22 protein-coding genes are annotated in these 21834 nt (G+C 34.2%); 19 read left to right on the top strand and 3 right to left on the bottom strand.

All coding sequences use genetic code 11. The annotated features are described in order from the left end of the window. Positions 1–130 precede the first annotated feature (130 nt). The 8 genes from hemW to mtaB all read left to right on the top strand — a co-directional run bounded on the left by hemW (position 131) and on the right by mtaB (position 9527). The gene (gene hemW, locus CD29_RS10545; RefSeq protein WP_036186301.1) at positions 131–1276 is read left to right on the top strand and encodes a radical SAM family heme chaperone HemW; all 1146 of its coding nucleotides are present in this window, start codon (positions 131–133) and stop codon (positions 1274–1276) included. 90 nt (positions 1277–1366) lie between these two features. Then, positions 1367–2401 carry a heat-inducible transcriptional repressor HrcA gene (gene hrcA, locus CD29_RS10540; protein ID WP_036186299.1) on the top strand — a complete coding sequence of 345 codons (1035 nt, stop codon included), beginning with the start codon at positions 1367–1369 and terminating at the stop codon, positions 2399–2401. Between the two features lie 12 nt (positions 2402–2413). Beyond that, positions 2414–3001 (top strand): nucleotide exchange factor GrpE, encoded by a 588-nt coding sequence (gene grpE / locus CD29_RS10535; RefSeq protein ID WP_036186298.1) that lies wholly within the window; start codon positions 2414–2416, stop codon positions 2999–3001. 65 nt (positions 3002–3066) lie between these two features. Next, entirely contained in the window at positions 3067–4905 is a 1839-nt protein-coding gene (gene dnaK / locus CD29_RS10530) for a molecular chaperone DnaK (protein WP_036186296.1), read from the top strand. Between the two features lie 276 nt (positions 4906–5181). Next, positions 5182–6300, top strand: a complete 1119-nt coding sequence (gene dnaJ / locus CD29_RS10525) for a molecular chaperone DnaJ (protein ID WP_036186295.1) — start codon at positions 5182–5184, stop codon at positions 6298–6300. A gap of 78 nt (positions 6301–6378) precedes the next feature. Continuing rightward, positions 6379–7317, top strand: a complete 939-nt coding sequence (gene prmA / locus CD29_RS10520) for a 50S ribosomal protein L11 methyltransferase (RefSeq protein ID WP_036186408.1) — start codon at positions 6379–6381, stop codon at positions 7315–7317. Positions 7318–7426: 109 nt separating this feature from the next. Continuing rightward, positions 7427–8170 carry a 16S rRNA (uracil(1498)-N(3))-methyltransferase gene (locus CD29_RS10515; RefSeq protein WP_036186294.1) on the top strand — a complete coding sequence of 248 codons (744 nt, stop codon included), beginning with the start codon at positions 7427–7429 and terminating at the stop codon, positions 8168–8170. Positions 8171–8186: 16 nt separating this feature from the next. Then, entirely contained in the window at positions 8187–9527 is a 1341-nt protein-coding gene (mtaB, locus tag CD29_RS10510; protein ID WP_036186293.1) for a tRNA (N(6)-L-threonylcarbamoyladenosine(37)-C(2))-methylthiotransferase MtaB, read from the top strand. Between the two features lie 55 nt (positions 9528–9582). Here the strand turns inward: mtaB and CD29_RS10505 are convergent, their stop codons facing one another. Genes CD29_RS10505 through CD29_RS10495 form a run of 3 tightly spaced genes read right to left on the bottom strand, consistent with a single transcriptional unit; the run spans position 9583 to position 12422 of the window. Further along, on the bottom strand, positions 9583–9990 hold the full coding sequence (locus tag CD29_RS10505; RefSeq protein WP_036186292.1) for a GtrA family protein: 408 nt from the start codon (positions 9988–9990) through the stop codon (positions 9583–9585). Then, positions 9974–10903 carry a glycosyltransferase family 2 protein gene (locus CD29_RS10500; protein WP_036186291.1) on the bottom strand — a complete coding sequence of 310 codons (930 nt, stop codon included), beginning with the start codon at positions 10901–10903 and terminating at the stop codon, positions 9974–9976. The genes CD29_RS10505 and CD29_RS10500 overlap by 17 nt, the downstream gene beginning before the upstream one ends. A 10-nt stretch (positions 10904–10913) precedes the next feature. Continuing rightward, a complete protein-coding gene (locus CD29_RS10495; protein ID WP_036186290.1) occupies positions 10914–12422 on the bottom strand; it encodes a glucosyltransferase domain-containing protein in 1509 nt (502 codons plus the stop codon). Positions 12423–12618: 196 nt separating this feature from the next. On the opposite strand from CD29_RS10495, the gene deoC reads away from it, so the two are divergent. The 11 genes from deoC (at position 12619) to CD29_RS10440 (ending at position 21831) form a co-directional block, all read left to right on the top strand. Continuing rightward, positions 12619–13287, top strand: a complete 669-nt coding sequence (gene deoC / locus CD29_RS10490; protein ID WP_036186289.1) for a deoxyribose-phosphate aldolase — start codon at positions 12619–12621, stop codon at positions 13285–13287. A gap of 170 nt (positions 13288–13457) precedes the next feature. Further along, a complete protein-coding gene (gene rpsU / locus CD29_RS10485; RefSeq protein WP_016426884.1) occupies positions 13458–13631 on the top strand; it encodes a 30S ribosomal protein S21 in 174 nt (57 codons plus the stop codon). A gap of 254 nt (positions 13632–13885) precedes the next feature. Beyond that, entirely contained in the window at positions 13886–14647 is a 762-nt protein-coding gene (locus CD29_RS10480; RefSeq protein ID WP_036186287.1) for an NfeD family protein, read from the top strand. Continuing rightward, positions 14644–15657, top strand: coding sequence for a flotillin-like protein FloA (gene floA, locus CD29_RS10475; RefSeq protein WP_036186285.1), 1014 nt, complete (start codon positions 14644–14646; stop codon positions 15655–15657). Before CD29_RS10480 ends, floA begins: the two co-directional genes overlap by 4 nt. 86 nt (positions 15658–15743) lie before the next feature. Further along, on the top strand, positions 15744–16208 hold the full coding sequence (locus tag CD29_RS10470; protein WP_140422905.1) for a hypothetical protein: 465 nt from the start codon (positions 15744–15746) through the stop codon (positions 16206–16208). A gap of 85 nt (positions 16209–16293) precedes the next feature. Further along, complete coding sequence (locus tag CD29_RS10465) at positions 16294–16536, top strand: hypothetical protein (RefSeq protein ID WP_036186282.1); 243 nt, start codon at positions 16294–16296, stop codon at positions 16534–16536. Next, a complete protein-coding gene (locus CD29_RS10460; protein WP_036186280.1) occupies positions 16533–17654 on the top strand; it encodes a sporulation protein YqfD in 1122 nt (373 codons plus the stop codon). The genes CD29_RS10465 and CD29_RS10460 overlap by 4 nt, the downstream gene beginning before the upstream one ends. 4 nt (positions 17655–17658) lie before the next feature. Further along, positions 17659–18615: a PhoH family protein gene (locus CD29_RS10455; RefSeq protein WP_036186278.1), complete on the top strand. Its 957-nt coding sequence runs from the start codon at positions 17659–17661 to the stop codon at positions 18613–18615. A gap of 311 nt (positions 18616–18926) precedes the next feature. Then, positions 18927–20975 (top strand): HD family phosphohydrolase, encoded by a 2049-nt coding sequence (locus CD29_RS10450; protein WP_235801819.1) that lies wholly within the window; start codon positions 18927–18929, stop codon positions 20973–20975. Positions 20976–20999: 24 nt separating this feature from the next. Further along, positions 21000–21470, top strand: a complete 471-nt coding sequence (ybeY, locus tag CD29_RS10445) for an rRNA maturation RNase YbeY (protein ID WP_036186273.1) — start codon at positions 21000–21002, stop codon at positions 21468–21470. A gap of 4 nt (positions 21471–21474) precedes the next feature. Further along, on the top strand, positions 21475–21831 hold the full coding sequence (locus CD29_RS10440; protein WP_036186271.1) for a diacylglycerol kinase family protein: 357 nt from the start codon (positions 21475–21477) through the stop codon (positions 21829–21831). Positions 21832–21834 lie beyond the last annotated feature (3 nt).

Here is a 21834-nt window from a genome sequence, read left to right as displayed (position 1 = left end):
CGTTCGAATTGTTATTATAGCAATTCGAACGTTTTTTTAATTGTAGATGTGTGTAAAATTGAATTTTTAGTATGAAGCTGTACAATAAAGTGATAAAAGATTTTTTAGAATTAGAAAGAAGTGATCATAAATGGCCCGTGGCATTTACATACATATCCCTTTTTGCCATCAAATATGTAATTATTGTGATTTTAATAAGGTATTTTTTAAGAATCAACCTGTAGATGAATATATTGAAGCAATCGGAAAAGAAATTGCACTAATCCAACAGAGTAAGCCTGAAGTATTTAAAGATATAGAGACTGTTTACTTAGGTGGTGGAACTCCAACCTCCTTATCTGCTAATCAGCTTGATCGACTACTAGAGATTATCAATAATACAGTTCAAACAAAGCACTTAATCGAGTTTGCATCAGAAGCAAATCCAGATGAATTAACTGTTGATAAATTACACGCATTAAAAAATGGTGGAATTAACAGACTTAGTCTAGGCGTTCAATCCTTTGATGCTGGTTTATTGCAAAGACTTGGTCGTACCCATTCAAATGAACAAGTTTATGAAACAATTGAAAACGCACGATCTGTTGGGATTTTTAATATAAATATTGACTTAATGTATGGATTACCTGGACAAACTATGAAGCAATGGGAAGATACAATACAAAAAGCTTTATCATTAGAACTCCCACATTACTCCTCATATTCTTTAATCGTTGAACCTAAAACAATCTTTTACATTCAATATGCTAAAGGAAAATTGAACTTACCAACTGAAGACTTAGAGGCAGAAATGTATGATTATTTAATGAATGAAATGGAACGAAATAACCTCCATCAATATGAAATTAGTAACTTTGCAAAGGGTGACAATATTTCAACGCATAATAAGATTTATTGGGATAATGATGAATACGTAGGAATAGGTGCTGGAGCACATGGATATATCGAAGGTAAACGTTATTCAAATATAGGTCCAATAAGAAAATATTTAGACTCTATCCAAAATGGAAAGAGGCCACTACAATCAGAGCATGAAGTTACCTTTGAAGAACAATGTGAGGAGCAAATGTTCTTAGGTTTACGTAAAGAAGAAGGGGTATCTTTCGAATCATTTCAAACAAAATTAGGTGTATCAATGATGGAAAAATACGAATTTGTCATACATCCGCTTGTTCAAAACGGCTTATTATTATTAGATGATGTTGGTGTTCGACTATCGAGAAGAGGAAAATTTGTTGGGAATGAAATTTTTCAGCAATTTTTATTAGGAGAATAGTTCGATTTCGTTGACATGATTCTTTAGTTTTGATAACTTATTAATAGTATTAGCACTCTGTCATTGCGAGTGCTAACAGAGGTGATGAAATTGTTAACAAACAGACAATTACAAATATTACAAGTAATCGTTGACGATTTTGTTAGTTCAGCACAGCCGGTTGGCTCACGTCAAATTTCTAAAAAAGAAGGGATCCATTTTAGCCCTGCAACGATTAGAAACGAGATGGCAGATCTTGAAGAATTAGGGTATATAGAAAAAACACATACTTCTTCAGGTAGAGTGCCTTCGGAGAAGGGATATCGGTTTTATGTAGATCATTTGTTAAAACCAAAGACAATGTCAGTGCAAGATATCGGTTTGATCCAATCACTCTTTCAAAATCAAATTGTTGAGATGGAGCAAATTATAAGACAATCTGCTAACATTCTTTCAGATTTAACAACCTACACAACGATTCTTCTTGGTCCCAATGTTGGCAACCATCGAGTGAAAAGGTTTCAACTTGTACCATTATCTGAACAATCAGCAGTAGCAATTATTGTGACGGATAACGGGCATGTTGAAAATCGCATGATTACATTACCTAAGGGCTTTGATGCCTTAGATATTGAAAAAACTGTTAAAATACTTAATGACCGATTAGTCGGAGTTCCAATTTTAGAACTACAGTCTAGATTAGAGCTTGAAACTCTTGAAGTATTAAGACAACATATTCATACTGCAGATTCTTTATTTCAGTCATTAAAAAAAATGGCCAACGTTGAGAAGGAAAGTGAAGTTTACTTCGCTGGTAAAATGAACATGTTGAACCAACCAGAGTTTCATGATTTTAATAAAATTCGAATGTTTATGGATTTAATGGATAAGAAAAGTCAAATCATTTCCCTATTCCATCCAGGGGATAATGATATTCATATTCGAATTGGGTCAGAAAATAATAATTTAGCGATGGAAGATTGTAGTGTGATTACTGCAACTTACTCAATTGGAGAAGCACAAACGGGTTCAATTGCAATAATCGGACCAACTCGCATGGATTATCAACGGGTTATCTCGTTGCTTGACTTAATGCGGAGTGGGCTTTCACACACACTAACTAAGAAATTGATGGATGGATTATAAGGAGGTTTTTTTGTGTCTGAAACAACTGAAAACAAAGAGCAACTGACTGAAGATGTTACAGAACAAGTAACTCAGAATACGGAAGAAAATCCAGATACAACTTTAAATGAATCTGGGGAAGAAGTGGAATTAACAATCGAGGAACAATTAAAACAGCAAATCTCAGAATTAGAAACTAAATTAGCTGAAGAAGAAAATCGTTTCCTACGTTTAAGAGCGGATTTTGACAATTTACGTCGTCGTACTCAACTTGATCGTGAGGCACAAGAAAAATATCGAGCTCAGAGCTTGTTAACAGATCTATTACCTGTAGTAGATAATTTTGAACGTGCCCTTCAAGTTGAAGTAACTTCAGAGGATGCAATCGCTCTAAATAAAGGAATAGAGATGGTATATAAATCATTAGTGGATGCATTGAACAAAGAAGGTTTGGAGTTAATTCCAGCTGAAGGTGTACAATTTGATCCAACGGTTCACCAAGCAGTTATGCAAGAAGCGGATTCAGAAAAAGAATCAGGCATCGTGCTTAGAGAGCTTCAAAAAGGATATAAGTTAAAAGATCGTGTTATTCGACCGTCAATGGTCTCTGTAAATGAGTAATCATTTTATAATTTGTAAATAATTGAACTTTAATAGTTTTTTAATTATAGGAGGCAAAATTTAATATGAGCAAAATTATTGGTATTGACTTAGGAACAACAAACTCTTGTGTAGCGGTATTAGAAGGCGGAGAACCAAAAGTTATTCCAAACCCAGAAGGGAACCGCACAACTCCATCAGCAGTTTCATTTAAAAATGGAGAACGTCAAGTTGGTGAGGTAGCTAAACGCCAATCTATTACTAACCCAAATACTATTCTTTCAATTAAATCTAAAATTGGAACAAGCGAAAAAGTTAAAATTGAAGATAAAGAATATACTCCTCAAGAAGTTTCAGCAATGATTTTACAATATTTAAAAGGTTATGCTGAAGATTACCTTGGAGAAACTGTTACAAAAGCAGTTATTACTGTACCTGCTTATTTCAGTGATGCTCAACGTCAAGCGACAAAAGACGCTGGTAAAATTGCTGGTCTTGAAGTTGAACGAATCATTAATGAACCAACTGCAGCAGCTTTAGCGTATGGTTTAGATAAACAAGACGTAGATCAAAAAATCCTAGTATTCGACTTGGGTGGAGGTACATTTGACGTATCTATTCTTGAATTAGGTGACGGTGTATTTGAAGTTCTTGCTACAGCAGGGGATAACAAACTTGGTGGAGATGATTTTGACCAAAAAGTTATCGATTATTTAGTAGAAGAATTTAAAAAAGAAAATGGTATTGATTTATCAAAAGATAAAATGGCAATGCAACGTTTAAAAGATGCAGCAGAAAAAGCGAAAAAAGACTTGTCAGGTGTAACTTCAACTCAAATTTCATTACCGTTCATCACTGCAGGTGCTGATGGTCCATTACACTTAGAGTTAAACTTAACTCGTGCAAAATTTGATGAAATTACACGTGATTTAGTTGAAAGAACAATGGTTCCAGTTCGTCAAGCATTACAAGATGCTGGAGTTTCTGCTTCACAATTAGATAAAGTTATTTTAGTAGGTGGATCTACTCGTATTCCAGCTGTGCAAGATGCAGTGAAAAAAGAAACAGGACATGAGCCACATAGAGGAGTTAACCCTGACGAAGTAGTAGCAATGGGTGCTGCTGTTCAAGGTGGAGTATTAACAGGTGATGTGAAAGATATCGTATTACTTGACGTAACACCACTTTCGCTTGGTATTGAAACAATGGGTGGGGTTATGACGAAATTAATCGATCGTAACACAACGATTCCAACATCTAAATCTCAAGTCTTCTCTACAGCAGCTGATAACCAACCGGCAGTAGATATTCATGTACTTCAAGGTGAACGTCCAATGGCTGCAGATAACAAAACATTAGGTCGTTTCCAACTTGCGGATATTCCACCAGCACCACGTGGTATTCCACAAATTGAAGTGACATTTGATATCGACAAAAACGGTATTGTATCAGTTAAAGCAAAAGACTTAGGCACACAAAAAGAACAAACAATTGTCATCCAATCGGATTCTGGTTTAACTGACGAAGAAATCGAAAGAATGGTAAAAGAAGCAGAAGCAAACGCTGAAGCAGATGCAAAACGTAAAGAAGAAGCTGAATTACGTAATGAAGCTGACCAATTAGTATTCCAAGTTGATAAAACAATTACTGACCTTGGAGAGCAAATTACTGAAGATGAGAAAAAATCAGTTGAAGATGCAAAAGAAGAACTGAAAAAAGCATTAGAAGCTGGTGAACTTGAAGGTATTAAATCTTCTAAAGAAAAACTTGAAGGTGTATTACAACCTTTAGTTATGAAAGTATACGAACAAGCTGCTGCTGCTGCACAAGCTTCTCAAGGAGATGCGGGTGCTGGAAGCAATGACAAAAAAGATGACGGTGTTGTCGATGCAGATTTTGAAGAAGTAAAAGACGACAATAAATAAGAAAAGCGAAAAGACGCTTGCAGCTAGACAATAAAAATTGCAAAAGAAGGTTAACGCCTAGAGCTAGACATCTTTAATATTCTAGAATTTATTCTTGCCGAAAAAGTCAAAGCCGATCACGGACTTTGACTTTTTCATTGCAAGGTGATAAGTGTAGCGTTTTACTTGGAATTAAATTATTATTCTAACCTAAAAGTTAACTGGAAATTTTATTTATAAGTTTTTTATTAAATTATGCTACAATAAACGTTATGTATATAGAGCGGAGTGTGAACGATGAGTAAACGCGATTATTATGAAGTACTTGGTGTGAGTAAAAGTGCATCTCAAGATGAAATAAAAAAAGCATATCGAAAACTATCTAAACAATATCATCCAGATATTAATAAAGAACCTGATGCTGACGTGAAATTTAAAGAAATTGCAGAAGCATATGAAGTATTAAGTGATGATAATAAACGTGCTCAATATGACCAATTTGGCCATGAAGCACCAGGTGGAGGATTCGGAGGCGGTGGCTTCTCTGGATTTGGTGGTTTCGAAGATATTTTTAGTTCTTTCTTCGGTGGAGGAAGTAGTCGCCGTTCAGACCCAAATGCCCCACGAAAAGGTGATGACCTTCAATATCGCATGAATATTTCATTCGAAGATGCTGTATTTGGTAAACAAACTGAAATTGAAATTCCAACAGAAGAATCATGTGGTACGTGTAATGGTTCAGGTGCAAAACCAGGAACATCACCAAAAACGTGTAGCAGCTGTAATGGATCAGGTCAAATTAATCAAACCGTTGAGACTCCATTTGGTCGTATGGTAAATCGTAAAACATGTGGTACTTGTCGTGGTACTGGAAAAATTATTGTTGAAAAATGTTCTACTTGTCACGGTGCTGGTGCAGTTCATAAGCGTAAAAAGATAAAAGTAACAATTCCAGCAGGCGTTGATGATGGTCAACAATTACGTGTATCTGGGCAAGGTGAACCAGGTAAAAATGGGGGACCAGCCGGAGATTTATACATTTTGTTCAATGTTAGAGAGCATGAGTATTTTGAACGAGATGGAGATGACATATACTATGAATTGAAACTTACATTCCCTCAAGCATCACTAGGGGATGAAATCGAAATTCCGACTGTTCATGGTAAAGTGAAGCTTAAAATCCCTGCAGGTACACAATCAGGTGAAAAATTCCGCATTAAAGATAAAGGTGTTAAAAATGTTCATGGTTATGGTCAAGGACATCAGTATGTAATTGTCAAAGTCGTAACTCCAACAAAATTAACTGAAAAGCAAAAACAACTTTTACGTGATTTCGCTGAAATAAGCGGAGATATACCAGAAGAACAAGGAAGTTCTTTATTTGATCGCATTAAGAAAACGTTAAAAGGTGATTAAGAAAGAACCTTAATCTTAAAACATCAATTGTTATAAAAATTATTTGATTAGCAAAAAAATAAGAGGAGCTGGATGCAAGTGAAATGGACTGAAATTTCATTGTTAACAACAAACGAAGCGGTAGAAGCTGTTTCTAACGTTTTTCATGAAGCAGGCGCTAGTGGGGTTGTCATTGAAGATTCAACAGAAATAGAAAAGGAACGGGTTGATCAGTTTGGAGAGATATATGCTCTTAATCCGGATGATTACCCTACTAACGGAGTTATAGTAAAAGCATATTTACCTGCTTCGAGTTTTATTGCTGAAACTGTTGAGGAAATCAAGCTTGCATTAGCAAATCTTATAAACTTTGAAATCAATATTGGCGATCAAGTACTTAAAACAGCTTTAGTTGATGAAGAAGATTGGGCAACAGCATGGAAGCAGTATTATCATCCTGTAAAAATTTCCGAACGCTTTACAATTGTTCCTACTTGGGAAAATTATTCACCAGTTAGTACAGACGAGTTGATCATTGAACTAGATCCTGGAATGGCATTTGGAACAGGTACTCACCCAACAACTGTAATGTGTCTTCAAGCACTTGAAAAAGTTGTGAAAAGTGGAGATACTGTTGTTGATGTCGGTACTGGGTCTGGTGTTCTATCTATAGGAGCAGCATTACTAGGTGCCCGAAAAGTTCATGCACTAGATCTTGATGAAGTAGCGGTAGAATCAGCAAGAGAAAATGTTGTTTTAAATAAAGTTAACAATGTGGTTGAAGTGTTCCATGGAAATTTATTAGATTCTGTTAAAGAATCTGCTGATATTGTTGTTGGGAACTTATTAGCTGAAATCATTGTTTCATTTACAGACGATGCGTATTCTATTGTTAAACCAGGTGGTAAATATATTACATCTGGAATTATTGGATTCAAAAAAGATGAGGTAAAACAAGCGCTAGAAAAATCTGGCTTTGTCATCGATGAAGTTCTCATGATGGAAGATTGGGTAGCTATTATCGCAACACGTCCATAGAATAATTTTAAAATTAGGCTGTATGGTAATTTAATAATTACTAACAGTCTAATTTTTTGTAGAAATGTTAAAAACTATTTGTGTTAGATAAATTATATGGAGGTACGAAATGCAAAGATATTTTGTACAAGAGACATTTAATACTGATAATGAATTGTCCATTACAGGGGAAAGCGCAAGACATATTTCAAAAGTAATGAGAATGGAACTAGGCGAAAAAATAATTGTTGTTGTAAAAGAAGTTGCATACATATGTGAAATTGTTTCCATTACTGACGTAATAACAGTTAGACAAACCGGAGAGATTATACCATCTCCTGAAATGCCCGTTCAAGTGGACATAGCATGTGGACTTCCTAAAGGAGATAAGTTAGAATTTATCGCACAAAAAGCGACCGAACTTGGGATGCATCGATTAATTCCTTTTAAAGCAGAAAGGTCAATTGTGAAATGGGACGAAAAAAAAGGTGAAAAGAAAACCGAAAGATTGCAAAAAATTGCTCAAGAAGCAGCAGAACAATCTCATCGCACGTTAGTACCAGAAATCCTCCATCCAGTCTCATTCAAACAGCTACTATCGATGGTGAAAAATTATGATGTAGTTTTTATTGCTGATGAGGAAGATGCGAAGAAGGAAAGTCGCACAAGATTTGCGGAGAAACTAAAAAAGGTGTATGATAATAAATCGAAGTCTATTTTATTAATCTTTGGCCCTGAAGGTGGGATCTCTCGAACAGAAGCTGAAAGCTTGAGTACCGCTGGAGCAGAAACGATGTCACTTGGACCAAGAATTTTACGAGCAGAAACAGCACCACTTTATGCGCTTTCTGCCATCTCATATGAATTTGAATGAAAGAGGTGTACGAGCCTTGACAACAGTGGCTTTTCATACATTAGGTTGTAAAGTAAATCATTATGAAACAGAAGCTATTTGGCAACTGTTTAAAGAACAAGGATATGAACGTACAGAATTTGAACATCAAGCAGACGTTTATGTCGTAAATACATGTACAGTAACAAATACAGGTGATAAGAAATCCCGTCAAGTTATTCGTCGAGCAGTTCGTCAAAATCCAGACGCGGTTATTTGTGTAACAGGATGTTATGCACAAACTTCACCTGCCGAAATTATGGCAATACCTGGTGTTGACATTGTCGTAGGGACACAGGATCGCCAAAAAATGCTTGGCTACATCGAACAGTACCAACAAGAAAGACAACCAATCAATGCTGTTCGAAATATAATGAAAAATCGTGTTTACGAAGAATTAGATGTTCCATATTTTACAGATCGTACACGTGCATCATTAAAAATTCAAGAAGGCTGTAACAACTTCTGTACATTTTGTATTATTCCATGGGCACGTGGTTTAATGCGCTCACGTGATCCACAAGAAGTTATTAAACAAGCACAACAACTAGTTGATGCTGGTTACTTAGAAATCGTCTTAACTGGAATTCACACAGGTGGTTACGGACAAGACTTTAAAGATTATAACTTAGCTCAACTACTTCGAGATTTAGAAGCGAATGTAAAAGGTTTAAAACGACTACGCATTTCTTCAATCGAAGCCTCACAGTTAACAGATGAAGTAATTGAAGTACTGAAAAATTCGAATATTGTTGTACGTCATTTACATATCCCGATTCAATCTGGCTCTGATACGGTTTTAAAACGTATGAGACGTAAATATACGATGGAATTCTTTGCATCGAGACTTGAGAAACTAAATGATGCATTACCTGATTTAGCTATTACGTCGGATGTGATTGTTGGTTTCCCTGGAGAAACTGAAGAAGAATTTATGGAAACTTATAACTTTATTGCAAAACATAAATTTGCTGAGTTACATGTTTTCCCATTCTCAAAACGAACAGGTACACCTGCAGCACGTATGGAAGATCAAATCGATGAAGAAGTTAAAAATGAACGTGTACATCGTCTAATTACTCTAAATGATCAACTAGCAAAAGAGTATGCTTCTCGCTTTGACGGTGAGGTATTAGAAGTGATTCCAGAAGAACACTTTAAAGAAACAGGTAAAGATAATTTACTTTCTGGTTACACTGATAATTATTTACGCGTAGTATTTGAAGGAACTGACGATATGATTGGTAAACTAACTAAAGTGAAAATTACTAAAGCTGGTTATCCATACAATGAAGGACAGTTTGTGCGAGTTTTAGATACTGTTGAAAATGTAAAATAACGAAATAAAATCACCTCAATTGACATAATGATCTATGTCATTGAGGTGAATTTTTTTATTCTTTTCTAGTAAAAACAAAGAATCTCTGGCCAAAATAATTTAGCAATACAAATAAGATCATACCGACAATTAATGAGATATTATCTTTAATGTTCATTGAGTAGTCAACCAGAAGAACAGAGATGATTTTTGCTGCAAGGTAATATGCGGCTACATAACAGACTGCTATATTTACGACAAATAAAATAATTTCTTTCAAACTTTTGTCTTTTTGTCTAAAAGTAAAATATTTATTTAAAAAATAACTGACAATGCTACCGATAAAATAATTTAAAAAGGATGATACCCAATAAGATAGGTGGAACAAGTTGTATGCCAAAAACATAATTGAAGTTCCAACAAGTGTATTGATTACGCCAACTATAATAAAACGATAAAAAGAAGGATCAATTGTCCATTTCATGATTATTTGTCCGCTCTTGAATAATATAATTTGGTCGACCTTTTATTTCATCGTAAATTTTTCCAATATAAATGCCAATAATCCCTAATGAAATCATTAAAGTGCTACCAATGATTAATGTTAGTAAAATGACAGTAGTAAATCCTTCTAAAGAATTACCAGCTAAGTATTTTATCAAAACATAACTTCCTAGAAAAAATGCAAATAACAAATAGATACAACCAAATAAAGTGATAATTTGTAAAGGCGCAGTTGAAAACGAAGTTATGTTATTAATTGCATATTGAAATAAGGCTCTAAATGACCATTTGCTATGCCCAGAAATTCGTTCTTGTACATCATAGTTTACAGTAGTCTGCTTATATCCTACCCAAAATGATAGTGCGCGAAAAAATCGATTCTTTTCTTTTAATTGATTTAGTTCATTCACTACTTGTCGATCTAATAATTTGTAATCCGACGAATTCGCCAAATTGAAGTGGGTGAATTTGGAAATCACTTTATAGAATGTTTTAACTAATAATTTGTGTACTATTGACTCATTTCCTCTTGAATTTTTGATTCCTTCTACAATATCATATCCACTTAACCAAAGTTCGTGCATTTCTATTAACGTAGAAGGTGAGTGTTGTAGGTCTGAATCCATGACAACAACACAGTCTCCGGTTGCGTTTTGCAAACCCGCATGAATCGCAGCTTCTTTACCAAAGTTTCTTGAAAAATTAATCCCTATACATCGTGAATCCTTAATTTTTTTTATTTCATTCCATGTATTATCTTTTGAACCATCGTTAATAAAAACTAACTCGAATTGTATATGATGACTATCAAGTAAATTTTTAAGCGTTTCATAAACTAAAAGGATATTTCCTTCTTCATTATAGGCAGGTAAAACAATACTCATTTTACTCATTTAATCTTCCTCATTCGAATTTGATTACAACTGTATCTTCGATAATTTTCATAGATGATTGATCTGGCCAAATAGTTAATGTATTTATTTCTTCAATATGTTTGTCTATAAAATTTTGCATTTCAAACTTAATACCATTTTTTAATCCTATTTCATTGTTCAAATAGTAAACAAAGGTATTCGTATCATAAATCACTCGAGTTGTAGTACCAACATTAGGAGGAACCTTCTCATATCGATTACCGACTGATAAATGGATGGAGGGTGTTCCAAAGATAATAATATTTAGATTTTCATTGTAGCCATCTAAATGTCGGATATCATAAGCAACTTGTGTAAGCAGAGATGAGGTTTGTTTATTTACATCTTCGAATTTTTCATAGTAAATATTTGTAATAATTACATTGTTAAAAGCAACTAAAGAAACGCTAAATGTAAAAAGTATAGTAAAACCAATTGTATGAACAGATTTATGTTTATAGAGTAGGTCAATAATTACAACACCTACAATAAAAAGAAGTACAAGATTCTGTCTCATTAAAATGTGGTATTCCACACCTGGAGATATGAAAAACAAAATATGTGTAATATAAGGTGCAAGTACTGTCGAAATGATTAAGCCAATAATATTTTTCCAATGTAGCTTACAAACAAAGATTGACAATAATAACATGATGAAAAGAAGGACAAAATAGACTATATTGAATTTCTCGAATGTATTGATATATTCTCCTGAATTGAAAAGAAAAGAAGTCATCTCATCCCTTGCCATTTCAAGTGATTGAATGATGTGATCTAAGTTAATATTTCCAGATTCATTAATCCCTTTATAGCTTGTTAAACCATTTTCAGAATACCGATCATATAACTTAAAATGGAATACATATAGCCCAAGTCCTAAAATAATCGATATTATGTTTTTTACATAAAAGGAAAGACTTACATTTTGTTCGAAGTTGTCTTTTACAAAGATTATTAACACAAGGGTTAATACGATTGCTAAATTTGCCTGATAAGATGCAATGGATACATAGAGCAATAAACTTGCGATTATGACAGCGACATATGATTTATGGACTTTCATCACGCAATATATTGACATTACGGCTAACAATGTACCTAGATTGTAGCCATCAGCTGTAAACATATACATGAATATTCCTGCAATAGTCGGGAATGAAATATATAGGATAGCAGTTAAAAGTATGGCTAATTTTGATTTAATATTAAGTAATTCCACCATAAGGGAGACTGTTAATGCTAAATACAAAATCGAGAGAAGACCATTTAGTAGATGTAAATCAAAATAACTACTAATTCCTGCTAAATAGGTCAGTGTAAATCGCCCTGATGAACTCATATTCTGATTTGAGTAATAATTATACATCGTATCGTGATTTACAAAGCCATTTGTAATGATATATAAGTGAATTAATAGTCCAGTTAAGAAAGCTATAAGAAAAGAATATTTCATTCTTTTTGTAACTTTGCTTTCAAAATAATTTATTAACTGTTCCACTAAAACTGCCCCCTGAGTAAATTGATTTATTTACCTAGTATATCCATATCAAATGGATTCCAAAATTTTATTTTGTTGAAAGAATGTACTAGACAATGAAAGAAAGTAAATCCTACCAGATACTCTTACTTTTGTCATGAATCATTATCATGTATACTTATAGCTGAACTTACAACATAGAAAGAAGGCGACTATAATGACTCAAAATTATGCTTCATTCATAGACCATACATTATTAAAAGCGGATTCAACTCAAACTCAAATCGAAAAACTGTGTGAAGAAGCACTACAATATAAATTTGCCTCAGTTTGTGTCAATCCAACATGGGTTAAACTTTGTGCAGAAAAACTTGGCGGTTCAGAAGTAGAAGTGTGTACAGTAATCGGGTTTCCATTAGGTGCTACTACTTCAGAAGTTAAAGCGTTTGAAACGAAAGATGCTATACAAAAAGGCGCAACTGAAATTGACATGGTCATTAACATTGGTGCTTTAAAAGATCGACAATATGATGTAGTGAGAGAAGATATTAAACAAGTTGTTGCAGCCGCTAATGGTACGTTAGTAAAAGTGATTATTGAAACTTGTTTATTAACTGATGAAGAAAAAGTTAAGGCATGTGAATTATCAGTTGAAGCAGGAGCTGACTTTGTTAAAACTTCTACTGGATTTTCTACTGGTGGTGCAACTGCAGAAGATGTTGCATTAATGCGAAAAACAGTTGGCCCATCTGTAGGTGTAAAAGCATCAGGTGGTGTTCGAAATCTTGAGGATATGAAGAAAATGATTGAATCAGGTGCTACTAGAATCGGTGCAAGTTCTGGCGTAGCAATTATGAATGGATTATCTTCTAATTCAAATTATTAATAAAATTATTAATAATTATTAATGCATAATAAAAAATTATATTTTGTTAAATGTATTTAGTTCTTTCTATTGACTGGGCTTATACATTGCGATATAATTCTTTAGTACACAAATGTGTAAATTATATTTACTGAGTGTGTTAACGTGTGTTCGGAGGGAGGGAAAGAGAGATGTCAAAAACTGTCGTTAGAAAAAACGAATCGCTTGAAGATGCTCTTCGCCGCTTCAAACGTACTGTTTCTAAAAGTGGTACTATTCAAGAGGTAAGAAAACGCGAATTTTATGAAAAACCAAGCGTAAAACGTAAAAAGAAATCAGAAGCTGCACGTAAACGTAAGTTCTAATTTTTCCTGTTAAGTCCCTACGTTCAAAACACGCAATTTTAGATTTTCTAAATTGAGAAATGACATACCCTAGTGTTTACAATTTGTAAATGCTAGGGTATTTTTCTTTAGTTGTTTATTTTTATGTAAAATGGGTTTATGCATATAAAATAGTGTAAAATTAATAAGAAATATTTTATAACCATTTGAAACTTTTTATGTATGAAACCGTAAACATACTATAAGCAATTGGGAAAGGAGGATTGGATAGAACTATGAAGCGTTTAAATAGGGTTCTTTTATTTATTGTAGCGTTTTTATTTGTGATTCCAAGTATACATGCATTCGCAAATGTTGATAGTGATTCAACATTTATCGATCATTTTGCAAGTTTTCTAACGAATCCAATTGTTGTAACAATTCTGCTAAGTATTGCGTGTTTAGGTTTAGTCATTGAATTATTTTCACCAGGATTTGGTCTTCCTGGGACTATTGGGATCATTGCATTCGTTCTATTTTTCTATGGCCATATGGTAGAGGGGCATGCAGAATACCCATCGATAATAATGTTCATTATTGGATTTTTGCTTATTATCGGTGAATTATTCATCCCAGGTGGAATTGTTGGCGTTATAGGTGGAGCGCTCGTTATTATTAGTTTATTATTTGCAGGCGAAAGTGTTGTTTATATGGCCTATTCAATGTTAATCGCAGTGATTATTGCGGTATTAGGAATGGTGATTATGATGAAATTCCTTGGGAAAAATCTACACTTCTTTAACAAGCTTGTTTTAAGAGATGCAACTACAACGGATGAAGGATACGTATCAAATGAAAATCGTGTCGATCTTCTTGGCAAAATCGGTGTTACATTAACTCCATTACGCCCTGCTGGTACAGTTCAAGTCGATAAAGAACGACTTGATGTTGTATCGCAAGGTAGTTACATCAATTCAAATAAGAAAGTAGAAATTATTCAAGTAGAAGGATCACGAATTGTCGTGAGAGAAATTATTAAAGGAGATGAAGAAGGATGAGTTTAAACATGATTTTATTTGATGCAGGTACGATTGGACTTATCATTACTTTAGTACTTGTCGTTATTGTATTATCTGTATTCTTTACATTAGTACCAGTTGCACTGTGGATTAGCGCACTTGCAGCCGGAGTAAAAGTAAGTATCTTTACGTTAATTGGTATGAGATTACGTCGTGTAATTCCATCACGTATTGTAAATCCTCTTATTAAAGCACACAAAGCTGGTTTAGCTGTGACAATCAATCAATTAGAATCTCACTACCTAGCAGGTGGTAATGTCGACAGAGTAGTAAACGCATTAATTGCTGCTCACCGTGCAAACATTGAATTACCATTTGAACGATGTGCTGCGATCGACTTAGCTGGTCGTGACGTTTTAGAAGCGGTTCAAATGTCTGTTAACCCTAAAGTAATTGAAACACCATTTATCGCTGGTATGGCGATTAACGGGATTGAAGTAAAAGCAAAAGCGCGTATTACAGTAAGAGCAAACATCGAACGTTTAGTCGGTGGTGCTGGTGAAGAAACAATCATTGCCCGTGTTGGTGAAGGTATCGTTTCAACAATCGGTAGCTCTGCAAGACATACAGATGTGTTAGAAAACCCTGATATGATTTCTCGTACAGTACTTGCAAAGGGATTAGATTCTGGAACAGCATTTGAAATCTTATCCATTGATATTGCAGATGTGGATGTTGGTAAAAACATTGGTGCAGAATTACAAATTGAACAAGCACAAGCAGATAAAAATATCGCTCAAGCAAAAGCAGAAGAACGTCGTGCAATGGCTGTAGCAGAAGAACAAGAAATGATCGCCCGCGTTCAAGAGATGAAGGCGAAGGTAGTAGAAGCGGAAGCTGAAGTACCGATGGCTATTTCTGAAGCATTACGTGCAGGTAATTTCGGTATTATGGATTATATGAACTACAAAAACATTCAGGCAGATACATCTATGCGTGACTCTATTGCAAAAGTTTCAAACGACAAACCAGATACAACTCAAAAGTAAAATGATATACAGCCCTATAGAAGGGAGTGTTGGTGACCGTGGAAACTATAATACTATTTATAATTATGGGAATTATAGGCTCCCTAATGTCAAAAAGTAAAGAAAAACAAAAGCCTATGCCACCATTTAACAATAAGACTAGTACAACTACTTATGATGAATTTCCAGAGCACAAAGTGGAACCTCAGAAATCACAAACAACTGTTAAATCATTAGAAGATTTTGCTAACGAAGTCTTTGATCAATTAAACAGAAAAAGTAACCAGTCAAGAGATGTTTTTACTAAGCAGAAATATAAGGATGTGCCAGTTCAACCTAAAGTAGATTTACCTATTTCCAAAAATATAGAAACACCTGTAGTTAAAAGAAATGTTGGAAATAGACCTTCTCTAGATGAAAACCGTTCATCCAATAGGAACAATAAACCCGTATTTAATGATGTTATTAAACAAACAGAAATTGGTTCTTATGTTCCAAAAACAAAACAAGCACTCATTCAGGCGATTGTTGCTTCTGAAATAATTGGTCCTCCGAAAGCAAAACAAAGATGACGAATTATTAACAAATTAATAAGTAAAATACATCATGTCCCTCTTTCCAAAAGCATATACTTTTGCGAAAGGGGGGCGTTTTTAATTGAAAAAATTGTTTCAAACCGAACCTTTATTGGAACTATTCAATTGTAATGAATTAAGAATAATTGGCCAATATAAGTTTTTAGAAGCATCAAGCGGGCATTGTCTTTTTTTGTATGAACAATTTTACATACAAGTAAAAGCGAAAAAAGTACATATTGATGTGTTAAAGGTGGAAGAATTAATATTACATGTTGAAGATTTAGAGTCCATTGAAATGAAGAAGCAGGGTGATTCATTATGATTATTGACCATCGCCCTGTTGAAATAAAAATAACAAAGCATGAAAAGGTTCATCAATTTATACAAGCTTTACATCAAAGGAAAGTCAAGATTAAAAATGTAGTTGTAACAGATCAAAACGTAACTTTTGAAATTGCAAGAAGCGATATAAAAATTCTTCGAGAAGTACGTAAAAAATATCGTTTAAAGGTTAAAATTCGTTATTTGCATACATCAAAGATTTTTCAAAAAGAATTTAAAACTTTAATAGGACTGCTCTTTTTAATCATCATTCCAATTGTCTTTTCACAATTTATATGGGAAGTGGAAGTAGTCGCAGATACTCCTGAATTAAGAGTGGCAGTTGAAAAAGTGATGGCAGAAAAGTTAACGCTCGATAATCCGGTATATAAAAATGCCATAGAATCGGATTTTGAAATTAGACAAACTATTATGGAAGAATTGCGTGATCTTTCATGGGTTCATATTTTTAAAAAGGGAAGTAAAATTACAATCGAACCTCAATTAGCACCAATTACAGATATTAGAGAGCAAAAACCAGAACAGGTAAGTCATCTAGTCGCTGCAAAGAGCGGGGTCATCACACATTTCGTATTAACAAGTGGTGAAAGGCGAGTAATGCCGAATACGACTGTTTATGAAGGTGAGACGCTCGTATCGGGTGTCATTACTGTTGGGGATAAATCTGTTCCTATTGGTGCTGTAGGTGAGGTTTACGCAGATTACTGGTTGGAAACGGAATTTACTATACCAAAAAAAGTTCAATTCATTTCTTCAACAGAAAGGAAATGGACCATTCATTTTAAAACAAATGACGAGAAGGAGAGTCAACAATCGTTTCGAGAAGTCAATTTACCACAGTGGCTTTCAGGTTTACTCGAAATCAAAGAGACGCAAGAGTACATTACTTCCACCCAAGAAATTACAGAAAAACAAATCGAATCATTTATTTTGCCACTCTTGCACGAAAAAATCTTAAAGTCTTTACCACCAAAAACCATTATCAAAAAAGAAAACATTTTGCAGGTTTCTTTCGATGGTGATAAAGTGAAAGGGAAAGTCCTATTTTTGGTAAATGAAAATATAGCTAAACCATACCCAATTTCCCAAGGAGAATGATTTAATGTCAGAACAATTATCAGAGCTACAAGTTGAAAATCCAAATGAAGCAGTGATGCTACTTGGAATGAAAGACGCAAATATTAAACTAATTGAAGAAACATTTCATGTACAAATAATAACTCGTGGAGAAGTTATTCAAATAACAGGCGATGCCCAAGGGAAGAAACATGCGACCGCACTTCTATCTCAACTTCTTAAAGTTATTCGAAAAGGAATCAATATTGATGCTCGCGATGTAGCGACGGCAATTGAAATGGTGAACAAAGGGACCATTGAATATTTTGCAGAATTATATAATGAAGAAATCGCCCGCAATAATAAAGGTACACCTATTCGGGCGAAAACAATCGGTCAACGAGAGTACATTCGTGCAATTCGTCACCATGATCTTGTATTTGGTATTGGTCCAGCAGGTACAGGTAAAACGTATTTAGCTGTTGTAATGGCAACCCAGGCGCTAAAAAATGGTCATGTTAAACGGATTATATTAACACGCCCGGCAGTGGAAGCAGGCGAATCTTTAGGATTTTTACCTGGAGACTTAAAAGAGAAAGTGGACCCATATTTACGTCCATTATATGACGCGTTAAATGATATTTATGGTGCAGAACAAACCGGGCGATTAATTGAACGAGGCACTATTGAAATTGCGCCACTTGCATATATGCGCGGTAGAACTTTAGATGATGCATTTGTTATTCTAGATGAGGCACAAAATACAACGCATGCACAAATGAAAATGTTTCTTACACGTTTAGGCTTTGGATCTAAAATGGTCATTACTGGAGATAAGTCTCAAATTGATTTACCAAAGAATACAGAATCTGGTTTGATCGTAGCAGAGCGCTCATTAAAGTATGTAAAAGATATTAATTTCCAAGTGCTTGAAGCTGGAGATGTTGTTCGCCATCCTTTAGTAGCTAGAATTATTCAAGCCTACACTGAACAGGAATTATAGAAATTATCAGGATGTATATAAACTAATATGGCTCAAAAATGTGTACTGTTCTGGTACACGTTTTTTTTGCCTTAAACAATTTTGAACCTACTTTAGCTTTTTGATTAGCATCTTTCTTATGAAAAATATAATAAAATTTATGTGAATCAATGAAATTAGTATTATAAATTGGTAAACTAGTATATATATGCTATTGGGGGTGCTTATAATTGCACTATAACAGGTTTTTAAACATTATAAACTTTCGTACATTTTTAGTTATAGTCCTCGTAATAACTGGCTTACTACAATTTATACTAATGTTTGAAAATGTGAGAAGCGTAACTTACGATATAGAAACATTTGAATTAGCACCTGAGACTATTCGATCCGCTAAAACAGTTGAAGATACGTTTAAAACGGAAAAAGAACGTGATGAAGCTGAAAAATTAGTAGAAGAAGTATTCATCTTTAATAATGAAACAGTAGAACATAGAATGGAGTTAATAAACTCTATTTTTGAAATAATACTTGATGTTCGTACTAATTTTGAAAGAAGTAGTATACTACCAGTACAACCTGAAGGTGTCGGGGTAGAAGTTCAACAGCCTTCAAAAGAAACGCAAATAATAGCATTACGTGAAAAGCTTGCAGAAATTACAGTAAGTCAATCACAGTTAACTTTTTCAGATGATCATTTATGGTCCCTTTTATCTAGCCCGAAATCAGATTTGCAAATAGCAAATAATACGATTCAAACTTTAGTAAAAGAGAAATTAAATAATCAAATAACAAAAGAGCAAGTTAATTCAGCAAAAAACGAAATTGAAAATGAAGTCCGTCAAAATACGAGTATAGATGATACACTCATTAATGCTTCAATTGTTATTGCAAGAGGGGCAATAGTTGAAACATACCTCTTAGATCAAGCAAAAACAGATGAACTGAAAAAACAAGCTCGTGAATCAGTTGAGCCGACGCGTATTTTACAAGGTCAAATTATTGTCCAAGAAGGTCAGCTTGTTGATAGGGAAGTTTACCGTGAATTAGAATTATTAGGAATGTTAGATAATCACGAATCATTCAATCCAATTATAGGCTTAATGATCTTAATTGTGATTCAAATGTCATTTTTATATATTTTATTCGATCGCTCTAAAATGGAGCTTACGAAGAAACGGAATGCGGTCCTTGTAACATCGATTGTTTATTCATTATCAATTGTTTTAATGGAATTGATGAGCTTGATTGTCGATGAATTTGATGTAACCGTCGCATTTCTTTACCCAACTGCATTAGCAACTATGATTGTAAGATTATTATGTAATGATAAAATAGCAAGTTTACTAACTGTTTTAATTGCAACTTCTGCAGGAGTTATTTTTCAAGAAGGATATGCTGCTGTACTCCAAATGGATATAGCGCTTTATATTACTTTTGGTGGATTTGCAAGTATATTCTTTATGCGCAGTATCGAAAAGCGTTCTGATCTTCTTAAAGCTTGTGGTGTAGTTGCAATTATAAACGTAGCATTTATCGCATTTTATTTATTAATGATTCAAACAGATTTCGGCTTAATGGAATTATTATTCTATGGTATAGCTGCTGTAGTATCAGGATTACTCTCTGGTGCTTTAACAATGGGATTATTGCCATTCTTTGAATCAGCTTTCGGTTTATTGTCGACAATGAGATTAATCGAATTATCAAATCCAAACCACCCGTTGCTGAAAAAGCTATTAACAGAAACACCGGGAACATATCATCATAGTGTGATGGTAGCCAATTTAGCAGAGGCAGCTTGTGAAGCTATTGGTGCAGATGGATTTTTAGCACGAGTTGGATGTTACTATCATGATATTGGAAAGACGAAAAGGCCTGCATTCTTTATTGAAAACCAAATGTCAGGTATAAATCCCCACGACTCGTTACCACCTGAAAGAAGTGCTGAAATAATTATTGCACATACTACAGATGGTGCAGAGCTATTAGCTAGACATAAAATGCCTAAAGAAATTATTGATATCGCACTACAACATCATGGTACAAGTACATTAAAGTTCTTTGTACACAAAGCAAAAGAACAGGGCAAAGAAGTGGATGAAGCATTATTCTCTTATCCGGGACCTAAACCACAAACTAAAGAAGCAGCTGTAATTAGTATTGCGGATAGTGTAGAGGCAGCCGTACGTTCGATGAAGAGTCCAAATAGCGAAAAAATACGTAATTTAGTCCATTCCATCATTCAAAGTCGAGTTCAAGAAAATCAATTTGATGAATGCGATGTTTCCATCAAAGAGTTGAAAATTATTGAAGAAGCACTGTGTAATACATTAAATGGCATATTCCACTCGCGAATTGAATATCCAAAAGAAGGTTAAGTTCATGAACAATTGGAGGAAATCATGGCGATTAATATTGATTTTTTAGATGAAACAAATGAAGTAAAGGAAGATCATATTGCCCTAGTTGAAAAATTACTTCAACATGCAGCAGAAGCAGAAAACATTGAAGATGATAGTGAAGTCTCGATTACCTTTGTAAAAAATGAGGCAATCCATGAAATCAACCGCACTTATCGTGATAAAGATCAACCAACAGATGTAATTTCCTTTGCACTTGAGGAATTAGGTGAAGGAGAAATCGAAATTCTAGGGGAAGATATGCCGAGAGTTTTAGGAGATATTATTATTTCTATCGATCGAACAAAAGAACAAGCCGAAGAATACGGGCATTCTTTTGAGAGAGAACTTGGGTTTTTAGCAGTACATGGTTTTTTACACTTATTAGGTTATGATCATATGACTGATGAAGATGAAAAAGAAATGTTCGGTAAACAGGATGAAATATTATCATCTTTTGGTTTAGGTCGGTAGTAAAATGGATTTGAAAAAGCTTATTAAATCTTTTGGGTATGCACTTGAAGGGATTTTTACAGCTTTAAAGCAGCAAAATATGCGTATACACTTTGCGAGTATGATCATCGTAATCGTTGCAGGAATATACACTGGTATTTCAAAGTTTGAGTGGTTAATAATTATTTTAATGATTTCACTAGTAATTGGGGCAGAAATGATTAATAGTGCAATTGAAAGTGTTGTTGATTTAGCCTCAAAAGAATACCATCCACTTGCAAAACAAGCAAAAGATATTGCTGCTGGTGCTGTATTAATTTTTGCAATATGTAGTGTAGTGGTTGGATTGATCATTTTTTTACCCAAATGGTTAAACAGTTAACAA

Origin of the sequence: Ureibacillus manganicus DSM 26584, from assembly GCF_000772945.1 — a bacterium.
In the GTDB taxonomy this organism is placed as follows: domain Bacteria; phylum Bacillota; class Bacilli; order Bacillales_A; family Planococcaceae; genus Ureibacillus; species Ureibacillus manganicus.
The sequence above is the reverse complement of the archived record's forward strand: the minus strand, read 5'-3'. Positions and strand labels throughout refer to the sequence as shown.

Excerpts from the sequence above, each read along its gene's own strand:
- CD29_RS10460 (WP_036186280.1), top strand. The coding sequence starts at position 16,533 with ATGATTATTGACCATCGCCCTGTTGAAATAAAAATAACAAAGCATGAA.
- CD29_RS10505 (WP_036186292.1), bottom strand. The coding sequence starts at position 9,990 with ATGAAATGGACAATTGATCCTTCTTTTTATCGTTTTATTATAGTTGGC.
- dnaJ (WP_036186295.1), top strand. The coding sequence starts at position 5,182 with ATGAGTAAACGCGATTATTATGAAGTACTTGGTGTGAGTAAAAGTGCA.
- hemW (WP_036186301.1), top strand. The coding sequence starts at position 131 with ATGGCCCGTGGCATTTACATACATATCCCTTTTTGCCATCAAATATGT.
- rpsU (WP_016426884.1), top strand. The coding sequence starts at position 13,458 with ATGTCAAAAACTGTCGTTAGAAAAAACGAATCGCTTGAAGATGCTCTT.
- dnaK (WP_036186296.1), top strand. The coding sequence starts at position 3,067 with ATGAGCAAAATTATTGGTATTGACTTAGGAACAACAAACTCTTGTGTA.
- ybeY (WP_036186273.1), top strand. The coding sequence starts at position 21,000 with ATGGCGATTAATATTGATTTTTTAGATGAAACAAATGAAGTAAAGGAA.
- floA (WP_036186285.1), top strand. The coding sequence starts at position 14,644 with ATGAGTTTAAACATGATTTTATTTGATGCAGGTACGATTGGACTTATC.
- deoC (WP_036186289.1), top strand. The coding sequence starts at position 12,619 with ATGACTCAAAATTATGCTTCATTCATAGACCATACATTATTAAAAGCG.
- CD29_RS10440 (WP_036186271.1), top strand. The coding sequence starts at position 21,475 with ATGGATTTGAAAAAGCTTATTAAATCTTTTGGGTATGCACTTGAAGGG.
- CD29_RS10480 (WP_036186287.1), top strand. The coding sequence starts at position 13,886 with ATGAAGCGTTTAAATAGGGTTCTTTTATTTATTGTAGCGTTTTTATTT.
- CD29_RS10515 (WP_036186294.1), top strand. The coding sequence starts at position 7,427 with ATGCAAAGATATTTTGTACAAGAGACATTTAATACTGATAATGAATTG.
- CD29_RS10455 (WP_036186278.1), top strand. The coding sequence starts at position 17,659 with ATGTCAGAACAATTATCAGAGCTACAAGTTGAAAATCCAAATGAAGCA.
- CD29_RS10500 (WP_036186291.1), bottom strand. The coding sequence starts at position 10,903 with ATGAGTAAAATGAGTATTGTTTTACCTGCCTATAATGAAGAAGGAAAT.
- CD29_RS10470 (WP_140422905.1), top strand. The coding sequence starts at position 15,744 with ATGTCAAAAAGTAAAGAAAAACAAAAGCCTATGCCACCATTTAACAAT.